The organism is Nonomuraea sp. NPDC050451, from assembly GCF_044458585.1.
This window is the reverse complement of record NZ_JBITHZ010000031.1, coordinates 69,977-83,146: the sequence shown is the minus strand read 5'-3', so window position 1 is coordinate 83,146 and position 13,170 is coordinate 69,977. Positions and strand designations below refer to the sequence as shown.

Annotated in this window: 11 protein-coding genes; 5 read left to right on the top strand and 6 right to left on the bottom strand. The window is 65.7% G+C overall.

What is annotated here, in order from left to right:
- Positions 1-127: 127 nt before the first annotated feature.
- The 6 genes from ACIBI9_RS51090 to ACIBI9_RS51065 all read right to left on the bottom strand — a co-directional run bounded on the left by ACIBI9_RS51090 (position 128) and on the right by ACIBI9_RS51065 (position 8,748).
- The gene (locus ACIBI9_RS51090) at positions 128-1,708 is read right to left on the bottom strand and encodes a trypsin-like serine peptidase (RefSeq protein WP_397234426.1); all 1,581 of its coding nucleotides are present in this window, start codon (positions 1,706-1,708) and stop codon (positions 128-130) included.
- A 434-nt stretch (positions 1,709-2,142) separates the two neighbouring features.
- Entirely contained in the window at positions 2,143-3,744 is a 1,602-nt protein-coding gene (locus ACIBI9_RS51085; RefSeq protein ID WP_397234424.1) for a trypsin-like serine peptidase, read from the bottom strand.
- Between the two features lie 603 nt (positions 3,745-4,347).
- Positions 4,348-4,749, bottom strand: a complete 402-nt coding sequence (locus tag ACIBI9_RS51080; protein ID WP_397234422.1) for a transposase — start codon at positions 4,747-4,749, stop codon at positions 4,348-4,350.
- Positions 4,750-4,881: 132 nt separating this feature from the next.
- Entirely contained in the window at positions 4,882-6,045 is a 1,164-nt protein-coding gene (locus tag ACIBI9_RS51075) for a trypsin-like serine peptidase (protein WP_397234420.1), read from the bottom strand.
- 197 nt (positions 6,046-6,242) lie between these two features.
- Positions 6,243-7,346 carry a trypsin-like serine peptidase gene (locus ACIBI9_RS51070; RefSeq protein WP_397234418.1) on the bottom strand — a complete coding sequence of 368 codons (1,104 nt, stop codon included), beginning with the start codon at positions 7,344-7,346 and terminating at the stop codon, positions 6,243-6,245.
- Positions 7,347-7,626: 280 nt separating this feature from the next.
- Positions 7,627-8,748, bottom strand: a complete 1,122-nt coding sequence (locus tag ACIBI9_RS51065) for a trypsin-like serine peptidase (RefSeq protein ID WP_397234416.1) — start codon at positions 8,746-8,748, stop codon at positions 7,627-7,629.
- Positions 8,749-9,031: 283 nt separating this feature from the next.
- Here ACIBI9_RS51065 and ACIBI9_RS51060 point away from each other — a divergent pair, with 283 nt between their 5' ends.
- The 5 genes from ACIBI9_RS51060 to ACIBI9_RS51040 all read left to right on the top strand — a co-directional run bounded on the left by ACIBI9_RS51060 (position 9,032) and on the right by ACIBI9_RS51040 (position 13,133).
- Complete coding sequence (locus tag ACIBI9_RS51060; RefSeq protein ID WP_397234414.1) at positions 9,032-10,468, top strand: acetyl-CoA synthetase; 1,437 nt, start codon at positions 9,032-9,034, stop codon at positions 10,466-10,468.
- A 96-nt stretch (positions 10,469-10,564) separates the two neighbouring features.
- Entirely contained in the window at positions 10,565-10,828 is a 264-nt protein-coding gene (locus ACIBI9_RS51055; protein ID WP_397234412.1) for a hypothetical protein, read from the top strand.
- Positions 10,815-11,243: a type II toxin-antitoxin system VapC family toxin gene (locus ACIBI9_RS51050; protein ID WP_394503521.1), complete on the top strand. Its 429-nt coding sequence runs from the start codon at positions 10,815-10,817 to the stop codon at positions 11,241-11,243. The genes ACIBI9_RS51055 and ACIBI9_RS51050 overlap by 14 nt, the downstream gene beginning before the upstream one ends.
- Positions 11,244-11,288: 45 nt before the next feature.
- Positions 11,289-12,167 carry a hypothetical protein gene (locus ACIBI9_RS51045; RefSeq protein WP_397234410.1) on the top strand — a complete coding sequence of 293 codons (879 nt, stop codon included), beginning with the start codon at positions 11,289-11,291 and terminating at the stop codon, positions 12,165-12,167.
- A gap of 9 nt (positions 12,168-12,176) precedes the next feature.
- A complete protein-coding gene (locus tag ACIBI9_RS51040; protein ID WP_397234408.1) occupies positions 12,177-13,133 on the top strand; it encodes a zinc-binding dehydrogenase in 957 nt (318 codons plus the stop codon).
- The last annotated feature ends 37 nt before the right edge of the window (positions 13,134-13,170 follow it).

The window sequence follows — 13,170 nt, the reverse complement described above, 5'->3', positions numbered from 1 at the left end:
TTTAGTCACTCTGGTAAGGGAAATTGCCAGATTTCTCAGCAAAAAGGCCGAAGGGCCCGGCAGGATGCCGGGCCCTTCGGTATTGCTAGAGAACGACGAACAAGTCTTCGTTCCGATCCGCAGCGAACTACGGGATGAGCTTGCCGCTCCACGCAGCCGCAGCGGCCTTGTAGACGACGTTGGTCTCACCGTCGAAGTAAGCCGAGGTGATCGTGTCGTAGCGCTTGTTGCCGTCGGTGTCCGCGATGAGGCTGGTGACACCGTTGACGTAGCCGAGACGCTTGGCGTTGCTGTACTTGTACAGCCAGGGGCCACCGTCGTAGCCAGCGGTCACGGTGCACTTCAGCGAGACCTGCTCCTCGACCTTCTTGGACGGGATGAGCAGAGCCTTGCTGGCGGTCTTGCCGTAGCACCACTTCGGCGTCACACCGGTGAACGGCTTGTTGCCGTCCAGGTGCGGGCCGTAGGGGTAGCCGAAGGTGCGGACGTACTTGCCGGCCGGCTGGTTCCACGCGAAGCCCTGGCCACCAACGTTGTCGCCGAGGCGACCAACGCTCTTGACCACGTTCTCGACGACGTAGTAGTCCTCGACCCAGTACTTCATCACAGCAGTGGTCTTGACCCACTTCTTGACGTAGTACTGCGTCTTGAACCACGCCGTCTTCGCGTCGTTGGTCCGCACGGTGCCGAGGAACTTGCCGTCACCCTTGGCGGCCACCAGAGCGTCGTAGGCCTCCTTGCTGATGGGGACCTCGGTGCTCAGACGCTCGAACTTGTCGCCGTTGTCGTAACCCGACTTGGCGGCCTTGTACGTCGCCTCGGTGACCTCGACGCCGGTCAGCTGAACGCCGTCGACGCCCTTGGAGATGTAGTCCTCGATCTTGGCCGCGGCGTCCTTCGGCATGGCGACCGTCTCGACCGAGGGGTCGGCCAGCTTGGACTTGAAGGGGCCCGCCTCGCCGTACTTGTCGAACCCAGCCGCGAACTCTTCCTTGGTGATGGGGGTTTCCTTGACGTAACCCTTGCCACCCTTGGCGATGTGCGCCTTGTACTCGCTCGGGGAGACCTTGGTCTCCTTGTTGAGCACGCCGCCGATGCCGTCGTAGACGGTGACGAAGGCGTAGTCGCGGTCGAAGTCCTCGTACACGTCGAAGTCGTAGTGGGTGAAGGCCTGCTTACCCACGTAGACGCCCCACGGAGCCTTGCCCTGGTAGTAACCGGGGACGAACACCCAGCGGGACACGACCTCGTCGTTGCCAGCGATGTCGTACACGCAGTGACCGGCCGTGGCGACCAGGTTGCGGTACTGCGACTGGATCGAGGTACCGGAGCACCAGTACAGCTTGCCGTCGCGGCCCTCGAAGAAAACCTTACCGATGGTCTTCGGCAGGTTCACGTTCTGAACCTTGACGGTGGCCTTCTTCTCCTCGCCGATGGGGGCGGTGGAACCCGGCTTGGTGTCCGAGGTATAGCCGCCACCGGAGGAGATCTTCGTAACCTCGAGCGCGTCGGGGTTGAAGGCAACGGCCTGCTTGAGGGCCGCGTAGTTGGACTTGGTCCAGAAGTCCAGGGTCTCGGCCGCCTTCTGCTGGCTCGCCAGCACGTCGGCAGAGACGGTGTCGTCAGCCTGAGCCGTGGTGGCCAGGCCGGCGGCCAGGAGGCCAGTGGCCAGAATGGCGCCACCGGCGGGGAGGAGGATGCGCTTCACGGTAACTCCTTGCGCTGTCGTGGAACGCCTCTTGCGTCCCATGCGTCAGTAAAGGGATAGCCAGGAACATACAGTGTGGATCTTGCTCGCGGGTAGCCGCTTTGACAGGAAAAGAGGCGACAAGCCGGGCGTGACCGTTCTGTGATGTTTAAACGGCTGATGCGCAGGAGTCGAGGAAAGCTCGCTTCGGGACCGTTTGCCCTGATCAACATAAGGTAGTTGTCAGTGTGGCTCGCGGGGCGCGAGCATCCCTTCGATCATGGTCGAAAGGATGATGTGATGCAGATCACATTGGATTGATGGCACCGTCTGAGCGTGCCGTGCGTCCAAACGCCCATCACTTTTGGCGGGAACGCGGAAGGGCCCGGCTTCCGCCGGGCCCTTCGCTGGTTTCGGTTATACGAACGGTCTACGACCGGTCGCTATCCGTCACCTTAGACAATCTTGCCGGACCACGAGGCCGCAGCGGCCTTGTAGACGACGTTGGTCTCACCGTCGAAGTACGGCGAGGAGATGTAGTCCACCCGGCCGTTGCCGTCCTGGTCGTTGAAGGTGCTCACGACACCGTTCAGGTAACCGAGACGCTTGCTGTTGCTGTACTTGTACAGCCACGGGCCACCGTCGGCGCCCTCGGTGAAGGCGCACTTGAGGGCCACGTGCTCCTCGATCTTCTTGGCAGCCGAACCGACCAGCTTCTTCGTGGTCTTGCCGTAGCACCACTTCGGAGTCACGCCGGTGTAGTTCTTGTTGCCGTCGGGGTGAGGAGCGGCCGGGTAGCCGAACACGCGGACGTACTTGCCGGTGGGCTGGTTCCAGGCGAAGCCCTGGCCACCCACGTTGTCGCCGAGACGACCGGCGTCCTTGGCGGCGATGTCCACGAGGTAGTAGTCCTCGACCCAGTACTTCACCTGAGCGGTGGTCTTGATCCACTTCTTGATGTAGTACTGCGTCTTGAACCACGCGGTCTCGGTGCCGGCCGAGTTCTTCACGACACGCAGGGTGCCGAGGAACTTGCCGTCACCCTTGGCCGCCACCAGGGAGTCGTAGGCCTCCTTGCTGATGGGGACCTCGGTGCTCAGGCGCTCGAACTTGGCGCCGTTGTCGAAACCGCTCGGAGCGGCGTCGTAGGCGCTCTTGGAGACCTCAGCACTCGTGAGCTGGATGCCCTTGGTGGGGCCCTCGCCCTTGATGTAGTCGTCGACGTTGGACGCCGTCACGTCGCTCGGCTTGGCAACGGTCTCGATCTTGGGGTCGACGACCTTCGACTTGTACGGACCAGACTCACCGTACTTGTCGAATCCGGCGTCGAACTCCTCCTTCGTGATCGTCGTTTCCTTGACGTAGCCGACGGCGCCCTTGGCGACGGCCGCCTTGTACTCGCTCGGCAGGACCTTGCTGGTCTTGCCGCTGAGCGACACGCCGTTGTACACGGTCACGAACGCGTAGTCGCGGTCGTAGTCCTCGTAGACGTCGAAGTCGTAGTGGGTGAAGGCCTGCTTACCCACGTAGATGCCCCAAGGGGACTTGCCCTGGTAGTAACCGGGGACGAAGACCCACTTGGACAGGACGTCCGAGTTGGTCGCCGTGTCGTACACGCAGTGACCGGCCGTGGCGACCAGGTTGCGGTACTGGGACTGGATCGAAGTGGCCGAGCACCACTTCTTCTCGCCCTTGCTGTTGACGAAGAACACCTTGCCGATGGTCTTCGGCATGTTGACGTTCTGGACCTTGACGGTCGTCTTCTTTTCCTGGCCGATCGGAGCCGTCGAGCCGGGCTTGGTGTCGGCGCTGTAGCCGCCCTTGCTCTGCAGCTTCGCGACGTCGCTCTTGTCCCAGTTGTTGGACTCCTTGGCGGCCCGGAGGGCGGCACCGTTGTTGTCGGCCCAGAACTCGGCAATGGCCTTGGCGTTCGCCGCACTCGTCGCCATCGGGTCAGATGCGACGTCGCTGTCGGCCTGGGCGGTGCCGGCCAGGCCGGCGGCCAGAAGGCCGGTAGCCACGATGGCACCACCGGCGGGGATGAGGATGCGCTTCAAGGGAACTGCTCCTTGCTCTGTCGTGGGTCGCAACATGCGTCCCATGCGTCAGTAAAGGGATAGCAAGGAACATAGCGTGGTGATCTCCGCAGGTGGAACCCGGTTTGGGTGATCCGGTAGCCATCCTTACCGCCGTTACCGTGCTGTTATCTGTCAGAGATCTTCGCGCGCGGTGATTGGATAGTTACGTTTTCGCTGGGTATGGCGGGGTTATTGCTGATGGGACCGGAGTGCCGTTAGAGGTTCGCCACGCACTGTAGTCGTAAAAACGTGACTTAGATCATAGGAACCGGATTGGCGCCTTATCCGTCTAACTCAGTCCAATCCTCACAGGTGATCTTCAGGTTCGGGTTGTAGGGGGCAAAAAGAGGCCGTCCTCGCCGGGAGGAGGGGCGGCGAGGACGGCTGTCGGGCGCCAGGCGTGGGGTCGTAGGGGAGACACCCCCGCGCCTGGCCTATTTGGACTGGGGCGCTCTGACGCACCTCAGTGTGCTGTGAAGGCGGACGAGGAGCTGGAGGGGTGCGCCTCGGCCGCCGGAGGAAGGGCGAACGGGTCGGGTGGGGCCCGATCGTGTTGGTTCGCCAAGTAGGTATGGCCAGGGGCTAGGTGTCCCTCTGCCGGATGACTGCCGCCAGGTGGGTGCGCAGGCTCAGCAGCACCGGATCGCGGGCGAGGGCTTCGTGCCGGGAGTGGTGGACGAGTGCGGGCCGTTGTGGCTGTGCGGGGCCGTCATCGGTCGTCGTGTCGTCCTGGGCGGTCTCGATCGCTCTCAGCAGTCGTCGCCAGGTGCCGTCGGCCGTCCAGTGGCGGTGGTGCCGGTAGATGGTCACCCAACAGCCGAATCGCCCGGGCAGATGGCGCCACCGGAGTCCGGTCCTGGCCTGGTAGAGCACCCCGTTGATCATCATCCGGTGCTCGTCCCACCGGTCTCCAAGCGTGTCGCCGGGGGGTAGCAGCGATGCCAGCCGTTCCCATTCGGCGTTCGTCAGATCGCCACGATGCATGTGCCCATCGTGACAAGGTAAACACTCTGTGTCAGCGAATCCAAAAAAGATCTTCGTCTTCGAAAGTACCCGTACAAAAGATGAGGCGAGGGCCTCGGGATGCCGAGACCCTCGCCTTTCCCCTGGAAGGGCTTACTTGTACAGCTCGCCGTTCGGGCCGACGATCTTGCCGGACCACACGTTCTTGGCCGCGTTGTACACCGCGGCCGTCTCGCCGTCGAAGTAAGGCGAGGTGATGTAGTCGACGCGGTCGTTGCCGTCCTGGTCGGCGAAGGTGCTCGTCACACCGTTCACGTAACCGAGGCGCTTGCCGTTGCTGTAGTTCTGGAGCCAGGGGCCGCCGTCGTAACCGGGGGTCACGGCGCACTTGAGGCCGATGTGCTCCTCGATCTTGAGCCAGGGGGCGCCGACCGCCTTGGCGGTGGTCGTGCCGTAGCAGCTCTTCGGCGTGACGCCGGTGTACACCTTGTTGCCGTCCGGGTGCGGAGCGGCCGGGTAGCCGAAGGCGCGGACCGGCTTGCCGGTGGGCTGGTTCCAGGAGAAGCCCTGACCGCCGACGTTGTCGCCGAGACGGCCGGCGTCCTTGGACAGCAGGATGTAGTAGTGGCCGCCCCACGCGCGCTTCGGACCGGTGAAGCTCTGGTAGTCCTTGCGGTCCACCTGCTTCACGCCGTTGAACTGGATGCCGTTGTAGACGGTCACGAACGCGTAGTCGCGGTCGTAGTCCTCGTACGTGTCGAAGTCGTAGTGGGTGAAGGCCTGCTTGCCCACGTAGATGCCCCACGGGGTCTTGCCCTGGTAGTAGCCGGGGACGAAGACCCAGTTGTCGAGGAGCGCCTTGTCGCTGTCCGTGTCGTAGACGCAGTGACCGGCCGTGGAGACCAGGTTGCGGTAGTTCGACTGGATGGAGGTGGCCGAGCACCAGCGGAACTTGCCGGAGCCGTCGACGAAGAAGACCTTGCCGATGGTCTTGGGGATGTTCACGTTCTGGGCCTTGGCGGTCGACTTCGTCTCGCCGGTCGGCGCCGTGGTGCCGGGCTTTCCGTCGGGGCTGTAGCCGCCCTTGGAGACGACCTTCCGGACGTCGTTCGCGTCCCAGGTGTACTGGGTCGCCTGGCGAAGCGCAGCCCCGTTGGAGGCGAGCCAGAAGGAGGCGACGGAGGCGGCCTCGGCGGTGTTGTTGGCCATCGGGTCGTGGGAGACGTCGCCGTCGGCCTGGGCCGTACCGGTCAGACCTACGGCGAGCAGGCCGGTCGCGAGGACGGCCCCGCCGACGGGCAGAAGGATTCGCTTCAAGGTAACTCCAGGTTGCGCTGACATGAGGCGCCTCGTGCACCTCCATAACTCAGCAAACGGACAGCCCGGAACTTACCGGTTTGACAATGGAAATGTGAATTACAGGTAGATCATGTCAACGCTCCCAGAGGGCGTCGTGACCTTGCCGAGACAAAGGATCCGCTGATCACCTGCAGTGACCGGATGGTTGCAGTGATTTAGGTCACATTTGACGGAGTGGTCTGCGCGGCGGCGCGTCGGTAGACCGCTCCGGTGACGGTGTCGAAGTAGGGGGACGACACCGCGTCGTACCAGCCCTTCGCGTCCCTGTTCCAGGTCAGGCTGTTGACGCCGTTCAGGTAGCCGTTCCAGCGCTCCTTGCTGAAGCCGATCAGCCACGGGCCGCCGCTCGCGCCCGGGCTGAAGTCGCAGTTGAGCAGCTGCACGCCCTTCTGCAGGTCGACGCTGACGGCGGAGGTCCAGCGGGTGGGGCCTTCCTCGCACATCTCCAGGCGCTTGCCGTCGAACGGGCGGGTGCCGTCGGGCTGCGCGCCCGCCGGGTAGCCGAACGCGGCCACCGTGTACGTGGTCGGCTTCTTGTTCAGCTCGATGCCCTGGCCGCCGACGTTGTCCTGGAGCCGGCCCACGTCCTTCATGACGTAGCGGCCGTCCTTGGCCTCCCACTTGAAGCCGCGGTGCACGGTCACGAACGCGTAGTCGAAGTCGTAGTCGCCCTTGCCCGACCAGTCCTCGTGCATGCTGATCGAGGAGCCCACGTAGATGCCGTCCGGCGTCTCGCCGTTGGGGCCGGGGTTGGGGACGAAGATCCAGTAGTCGGCCGGCCTGGCCTGCCTCGAGTCGTACGCGCAGTGCCCGGCCGTCGCGACGACGCTGCGGTTCTTGGCGGCGACCGCGCTGGCGGAGCACCAGTACTCCTTGTCCCCGAACCGGAAGAACACCTTGCCCATGGTCCTGGCGACCGAGCCCTTGCGCGGCAGCACGGGCGACACGGCCTGTGCGGCGACGGCCCGCGTGACGGTGGTCGTGACCTGCGTGGCGGGGTTGGAGGCTTGCGCGGAGGCCGACGGCGCCGGGGAGGCGGCCTGGGTGCCGGGCGTCGCGGGGCTGTAGCTGTCGGCCTTCTTGAGCTGGTCGGGTGTCCAGTAGTCGGCGACCCGCTTCACGTCCACCGCGGTCTTGGCCAGCGTGACGGCGAAGACCTTGCTGTCGAGCGCGGCGTTCGCGATCCCCGTGAAGGCAGGCGCCATCAGCAGCGCGCTGCTGAGCGCAGCCGCCACCAAGTGCCTGGCCCGGGGGATCATGAATTAGCCTTTCTTGGGGTCGTAAGGGTGGATTTTTCCAGATGTACTGGTGGTATTGCAGCCAGGATAGAGATTCGTTACCTGATCAAGGGTGCACAGTGCACTATAAGGACACCATCAGACAGATCTCTAAATGATCATTGGTAAGGGACGTTTCCGCAGGTCGGAGCGGGTGTAGGCGCTTGTTGAATTCCACTCATTCCGCGCCCCCTTCAGTGATGTACGCCTCAGGGGAAGACCCCGGTTCCCAGGGGAACCGGGGCCTCGGATGCCGCCTCGATCAGCGGAAGTTGCCGGTCCAGCGGTTGGCTGCGGCCTTGTAGACCTTGTACGTGTCGGTGTTGAAGTACGGGGACGAGATGTAGTCGTAGCGGTCGTTGGCGTCGGTGTCCCACGCGACGCTGTTGACGCCGACCAGGTAGCCGGTGCGCGACGCGCTCTTGTAGTTGTAGATGAACGGCCCGCCGCTCGCGCCGGCGGTGAAGGAACACCTGAAGCCGATGTGCTCCTGCAGGTTGTACTTCCTGGCCTCGGGCATCGGCCTGGTCTTGCCGTAGCAGAACTTCATCGTGCGGCCGGTGTACGGCTTGTCGCCGTCGGGGTGCTCGCCCGCCGGGTACCCGAACGAGAACACGTTCAGCTTCGTGCTCCTGTTCCAGGTGAAGCCCTGGCCGCCGACGTTGTCACCGAGACGGCCGACGTTCTTGACCGTCCACTGCCACTTACCGTTGACCCTCTCCCAGTTGACCTTGATGCCGTTGTAGACGTTGACGAACGCGTAGTCGAAGTCGTAGTCCTCCTTCACCACGAAGTCGTCGTGCGCGTTGAACGTCTTGGCGGCGTAAATGCCGTAGGGCGCCTTGCCCTCCCAGACATTGTTGCCGTCCCAGTACGACGGAATGAAGATCCAGTTGTCGTAGAAGGTGTTCTTGCTGGTGTCGTAGACGCAGTGGGCCGAGGTCGCCACGAGGTTGCGGTACTTGCCCTGGACGGAGCTGGCCGAGCAGTACCGCCAGCTCCTCGGGTCGCGCGGGTCGGCCTTGGGTAGTGTGAAGAACACGCGGCCGACCGTGTTGGGCAGATTGACGTGCTTGCTCTTCTTGGCCTTCGTCTTCTCCTCGCCGATCGGCGGGACGGATCCCGGAGGGCCGTCAGGTGCGTCGTTGCTGCCCTTGACGCCCTTGGAGGTCAGGTCGAGGCCGTCGTCGTAGTCGGTGGCCAGCTTGATGCGGTCGGGGGTCCAGAACTGGATCGCCTGCTCGGCGGGGGTGGCGGAGTTCTGGGACACGACGTCGGTGGGTGCTTGGGCGTTGGCCGGGGTGCCGCCGACCATGCCCGCGGCCAGCCCGACGGCCATCAGGCCGGCGAGCGGGAACGCGATGCGCCTTGCTCGGGAAAACATGGAGCTCCTCTCGGCTTTCGGCGGCCCAGAGCGGGGTACTGCGCCCCGGTGGGCCAGGAAAACGATCGGAACGTTAATGAATGGCGCAAGGGGGAGGCCATGAAACGACGCGAAAAAGCATGGCCCGGTTCCATTCCGTTATAGAAATAGCGAAACCGCATGTATTCGTAATTGGCATCCCCGCAGGTCGCGCCACCCGTTTTTTGTCTTGCGCAACAGCGGTAACAGGCATTATCAAATGCCACTTCTTATCAACCGAATCTTGTTCTGGTTAGATGGATTCATGGATCCACGCACCCCCTGTCTCATCGGCATCGCACAACGCACCATTCGCGAGCAGCCCGGCCCGGAACCACTCGATCTGTGGGAGGAGACGGCACGCGCGGCCGCCGAGGACGCCCGCCTCCCGGTCGAGCGGCTGGACTCGATCCAGATCGTCCACACCGACTCATGGCAGTACGACTCCCCGGTCGGCCGCCTCGCCGAGCGCCTCGGCGCGACGCCGCGCCACCGTGCGTACTCGAAGGTCAGCGGTACGGCGCCGCAGTTGCTCATCGGCGAGGCGGCGGCCAGGATCGCGGCGGGCGACCTCGACTCCGCGCTGGTCACGGGAGCTGAGGCGCTGGCGACGCGCAGGGCGTACCGGCGGGCGGGCGAGCACGTCCCGTGGAGCCACCCCGCCGTGCCCAAACCGCCGTACGGGTGGGAGCGCCCGCCGCACCCGTACGCCCTGGCCCACGGGCTCTTCCTGCCGGTACACACCTACGCGATCATGGAGACCGCGCGGCGGGCGGCGTCCGGGCTCACGATCGAGGAGGAGATGCGCGACAGGGGCCGGATGATGGCACCGATGACCGAGGTGGCCGCCGCGAACCCGTACGCCTGGCGCCGGACCGCCCGCACCCCCGACGAGCTCGCGAAGGGCGACCGCTTCGTCGGGTGGCCCTATACCAGGGACACGGTGGCCGTGCTGGAAGTGGATCAGGCGGCGGCCGTCATCCTGACCAGCTCGCGGCTGGCCGACCGGCTCGGGGTGCCTGCCGACCGACGGGTCTACCTGCGCGGGTGGGCGTACGGGGAGGACACCTGGGAGGTGGCCGCACGGCCCGAACTCGGGGTCTCCCGGGCCGTCGCGCACGTGGCGGAGGCGGCTTTCCGGCGGTCCGGGCTCGGGCTCGGCGACATGCACGCGCTCGACCTGTACAGCTGTTTCGCGGTGGCGCTGCGGCAGGCGTGCGACGCGATCGGGCTCGATCCCCTGGACCGCCGAGGGCTCACCGTCACCGGCGGGCTGCCGTACGCGGGCGGGCCGGCCAGCGACTACGTCCTGCACTCGACGGCGACCATGGCGGGGCTGCTGCGGGCCCAGTCGGGGCACGGGCTGGTGAGCGGGGTGGGGATGCATCTGACCAAGCACACGTACGCGGTGTGGTCCAGCGAGCCGGGAGGGCGGCTGGGGAGCGCGGCGCCGGTGTTCGTGGCCGAGGAGGTGCCGCTGGTGGGGGCCTGTTCGGGGGAGGGCGTGGTGGCGGGGTACACGGTGGCGCACGGGCCCGACGGCGCCGCCGAGCGGGGGGTGCTGGTGGTGGACGTGCCGGGTGGGCGGGCTTACGCGGTGGTGGAGGAGGCGGGGCTGCTGGCGGACGCGGAGTCGCGGGAGCTGGTGGGGCAGGTGGTGCGGGTCGCTTCTGACGGGAAGGTCAATGTGGCCACCTGGTGACTTAAAGTGGACGCAAAGCCTGTGACCGGATGACTACTGTCTGGAGTTGACATTTTTATGTCAGCGGCGGACGCTGGAGTCATGCGGAGGACAACGGTGCGCATCGACGAGACGCTCCTCAACGAGGCGAAGGCGTACGCGGCACGTAACGGACGCAGTCTCAACTCAGTGATGGAGGACGCCTTGAGGCAACTGCTCAACCGCTCCACGGAGGCCGCCGAACGGCCGCGGGTGGAGCTGATCACCTCTGGCAGCCGGCTCATGCCCGGGATCGATCTCACGCCGGAGTTCATCTACAGCCTGATCGAGCAGGACGACATCGAGCGCTACCTGAAGGTGCAGGCCGATGCTGCTCAGTGACATCAACGTCCTCGTCAATGCCTTCCGCAGGGAGGCCCCCGCTCACGTCGCCTGCCACAAGCTGGTCGAGGAGCTGATCAACGGCGACTCCGCCTACGCGGTCACCGACTATGTGATCAACGGGGTCATCCGGGTGCTCAGTGTCGCGGCGCTCCACGACCCCCCTCCGACGATGGAGGAGATCCTCGGGTTCGCCGACCAGGTGCGCAACCAGCCACACGCCGTGGTCCTCAACCCGGGCGAGCGGCACTGGGAGATCTTCACCAGACTCTGCCGTGAGGCGGACGCCCGAAGAAAGCTCATCCCCGACGCCTATCTCGCCGCACTCGCCATCGAGCACGGTTGTGAATTTGTGACCTGCGACAAGGATTTCGCCAGGTTCCAGGGCTTGCGCTGGCGGTCGCCGCTCAACTGAACTGGATGAAAGGGCGCAGGCCCGCACTACTCGGCTAGGAACGTCGTGGCTGACCGGTTCGACGTCATCGAGGTAGGCGAGCGCGGTCGCCGCCGGTGGGTCGGGCTGGTGGTGGTACTCGCGCTCCTGCTGATCCCTGTCGTCAGCCTGCTCATCAGCCGCGATCCCGAACCTGCGCCCCCGGCGGGGCCGACCACCGAGCCCATCAGGTCCCTCACCAAGATCGACAGTGCCCCCAACGTCCTCACCGTCCGGCCCGCGGCCAAGGGCGGTGACGAGGTCATGGAGGTGGTGTTCCCGCACGGGTTACGGGCCGAGGTGCGGTATCCGGCCGAGCTCGGTCTCGCCGCCATGGGGTCGCGGCCCTTCCAGGGGATCTGGATCGACGGGCAGTATCGGCAGTTGTCCGCCCCGTACAACGGTCAGTTCGAGGTGACCGTGGGTGGCCGGCCGATCAGGAACTACGCGCCCAACGTCACCCTCTGGCCCCGCCGGGCGGGCAGCGGTAACTACGGGCAGGTGCTGCTGTTCGAGTTCGGGCGGTGGCGGCTCGCGATGTACGACCGGGGGCAGGGGCTGACGTTCGACCAGCGGCTGGCCCTCGCGCGAGGGCTGAAGGGCAGGGAGACGAAGGACGGCTACCTCGTGCTGTCGGCCAGGGCACCCGCGCGGCTGGCCAGGCCGGGGGAGATGGTGCAGGGGGAGCCGATGGGGCCGCAGCTCTGGTTTGGCGGCGGCGCGGGGGAGATGGTCGCGCTGGTGCCCACGCCCGGCTGCAAGAAGAAGGCCGGGATGCCGGGCGTGATCAAGGGGCGCGGGCGGCCCGCCGACTCGGTGTGCAAGGGTGACGTGCTGGTCGCGGTCACGGGGCCACGGCCGTTCATGAAGGAGGCATTAGAGGGGATCCGGATCACGCTGAAGTAGGGTGCGGCCATGTTCGCCGTAACCGCCACACAGACCGACCCCGACAACCCACTCGCCGGGCTGACGCTCGGCGAGCGTCCGGAGCCGAAGGTTCCGGACGGATGGACGACCGTCTCCGTGCGCGCGGCCGCGCTCAACCACCACGACCTGTGGACGCTCAAGGGCGTCGGCATCAGACAGGACCGGCTGCCGATCGTGCTCGGCTGCGACGCCGCGGGCGTGGACGAGGACGGCAACGAGGTCATCGTGCACTCCGTGATCGGCACGGGCGCCGACGAGACGCTCGATCCCAAGCGCACGCTGCTGTCCGAGGTGCACGACGGCACCTTCGCCGAGCGGGTGGCCGTGCCGCGGCGCAACCTTGTGCCCAAGCCGGCAGGGCTCGGCTTCGAGCACGCCGCCTGCCTGCCCACGGCCTGGCTGACCGCGTACCGGATGCTGTTCGACAAGGCCGGGCTCGAGCCCGGCTCCACCGTGCTGGTGCAGGGCGCGGGCGGCGGCGTGGCCACCGCGCTGATCGCGCTCGGCCGGGCCGGCGGCTACCGGGTCTGGGCGACCAGCCGCTCCGAGGAGAAGCGCGAACGTGCCCTCGAACTCGGCGCCGACCAGGTGTTCGAGCCGGGCGCGCGGCTGCCCGAGCGGGTGGACGCGGTCATGGAGACCGTCGGTCAGGCCACCTGGGATCATTCGCTCAAGTCGCTCAAGCCGGGCGGGCGCATCGTCGTCAGCGGCGCCACCAGCGGCGCGGTCCCGCCCGCCGACCTGAACCGGGTCTTCTTCCTGCAGCTGTCCGTCATCGGCTCCACGATGGGCACGCGGGAACAGCTCCGCCGGCTGGCGGTCTTCCTGGAGCAGACCGGCGTACGGCCCGCCGTCGACAGGGTGCTGCCGCTGACGGAGGCGCAGGACGGGTTCGCGGCCATGGCCGAAGGGGAGATCTTCGGAAAGATCGTCTTTACCGTCTGAATAAGTAAAGGGTTACTTCCCGGCTTTCCGGGTGATA

What these genes read in the sequence shown, in the direction of transcription:
- ACIBI9_RS51080 (WP_397234422.1), bottom strand. Translation starts at nt 4,749, where the DNA reads ATGCATCGTGGCGATCTGACGAACGCCGAATGGGAACGGCTGGCATCG.
- ACIBI9_RS51070 (WP_397234418.1), bottom strand. Translation starts at nt 7,346, where the DNA reads ATGATCCCCCGGGCCAGGCACTTGGTGGCGGCTGCGCTCAGCAGCGCG.
- ACIBI9_RS51065 (WP_397234416.1), bottom strand. Translation starts at nt 8,748, where the DNA reads ATGTTTTCCCGAGCAAGGCGCATCGCGTTCCCGCTCGCCGGCCTGATG.
- ACIBI9_RS51060 (WP_397234414.1), top strand. Translation starts at nt 9,032, where the DNA reads ATGGATCCACGCACCCCCTGTCTCATCGGCATCGCACAACGCACCATT.
- ACIBI9_RS51050 (WP_394503521.1), top strand. Translation starts at nt 10,815, where the DNA reads ATGCTGCTCAGTGACATCAACGTCCTCGTCAATGCCTTCCGCAGGGAG.
- ACIBI9_RS51040 (WP_397234408.1), top strand. Translation starts at nt 12,177, where the DNA reads ATGTTCGCCGTAACCGCCACACAGACCGACCCCGACAACCCACTCGCC.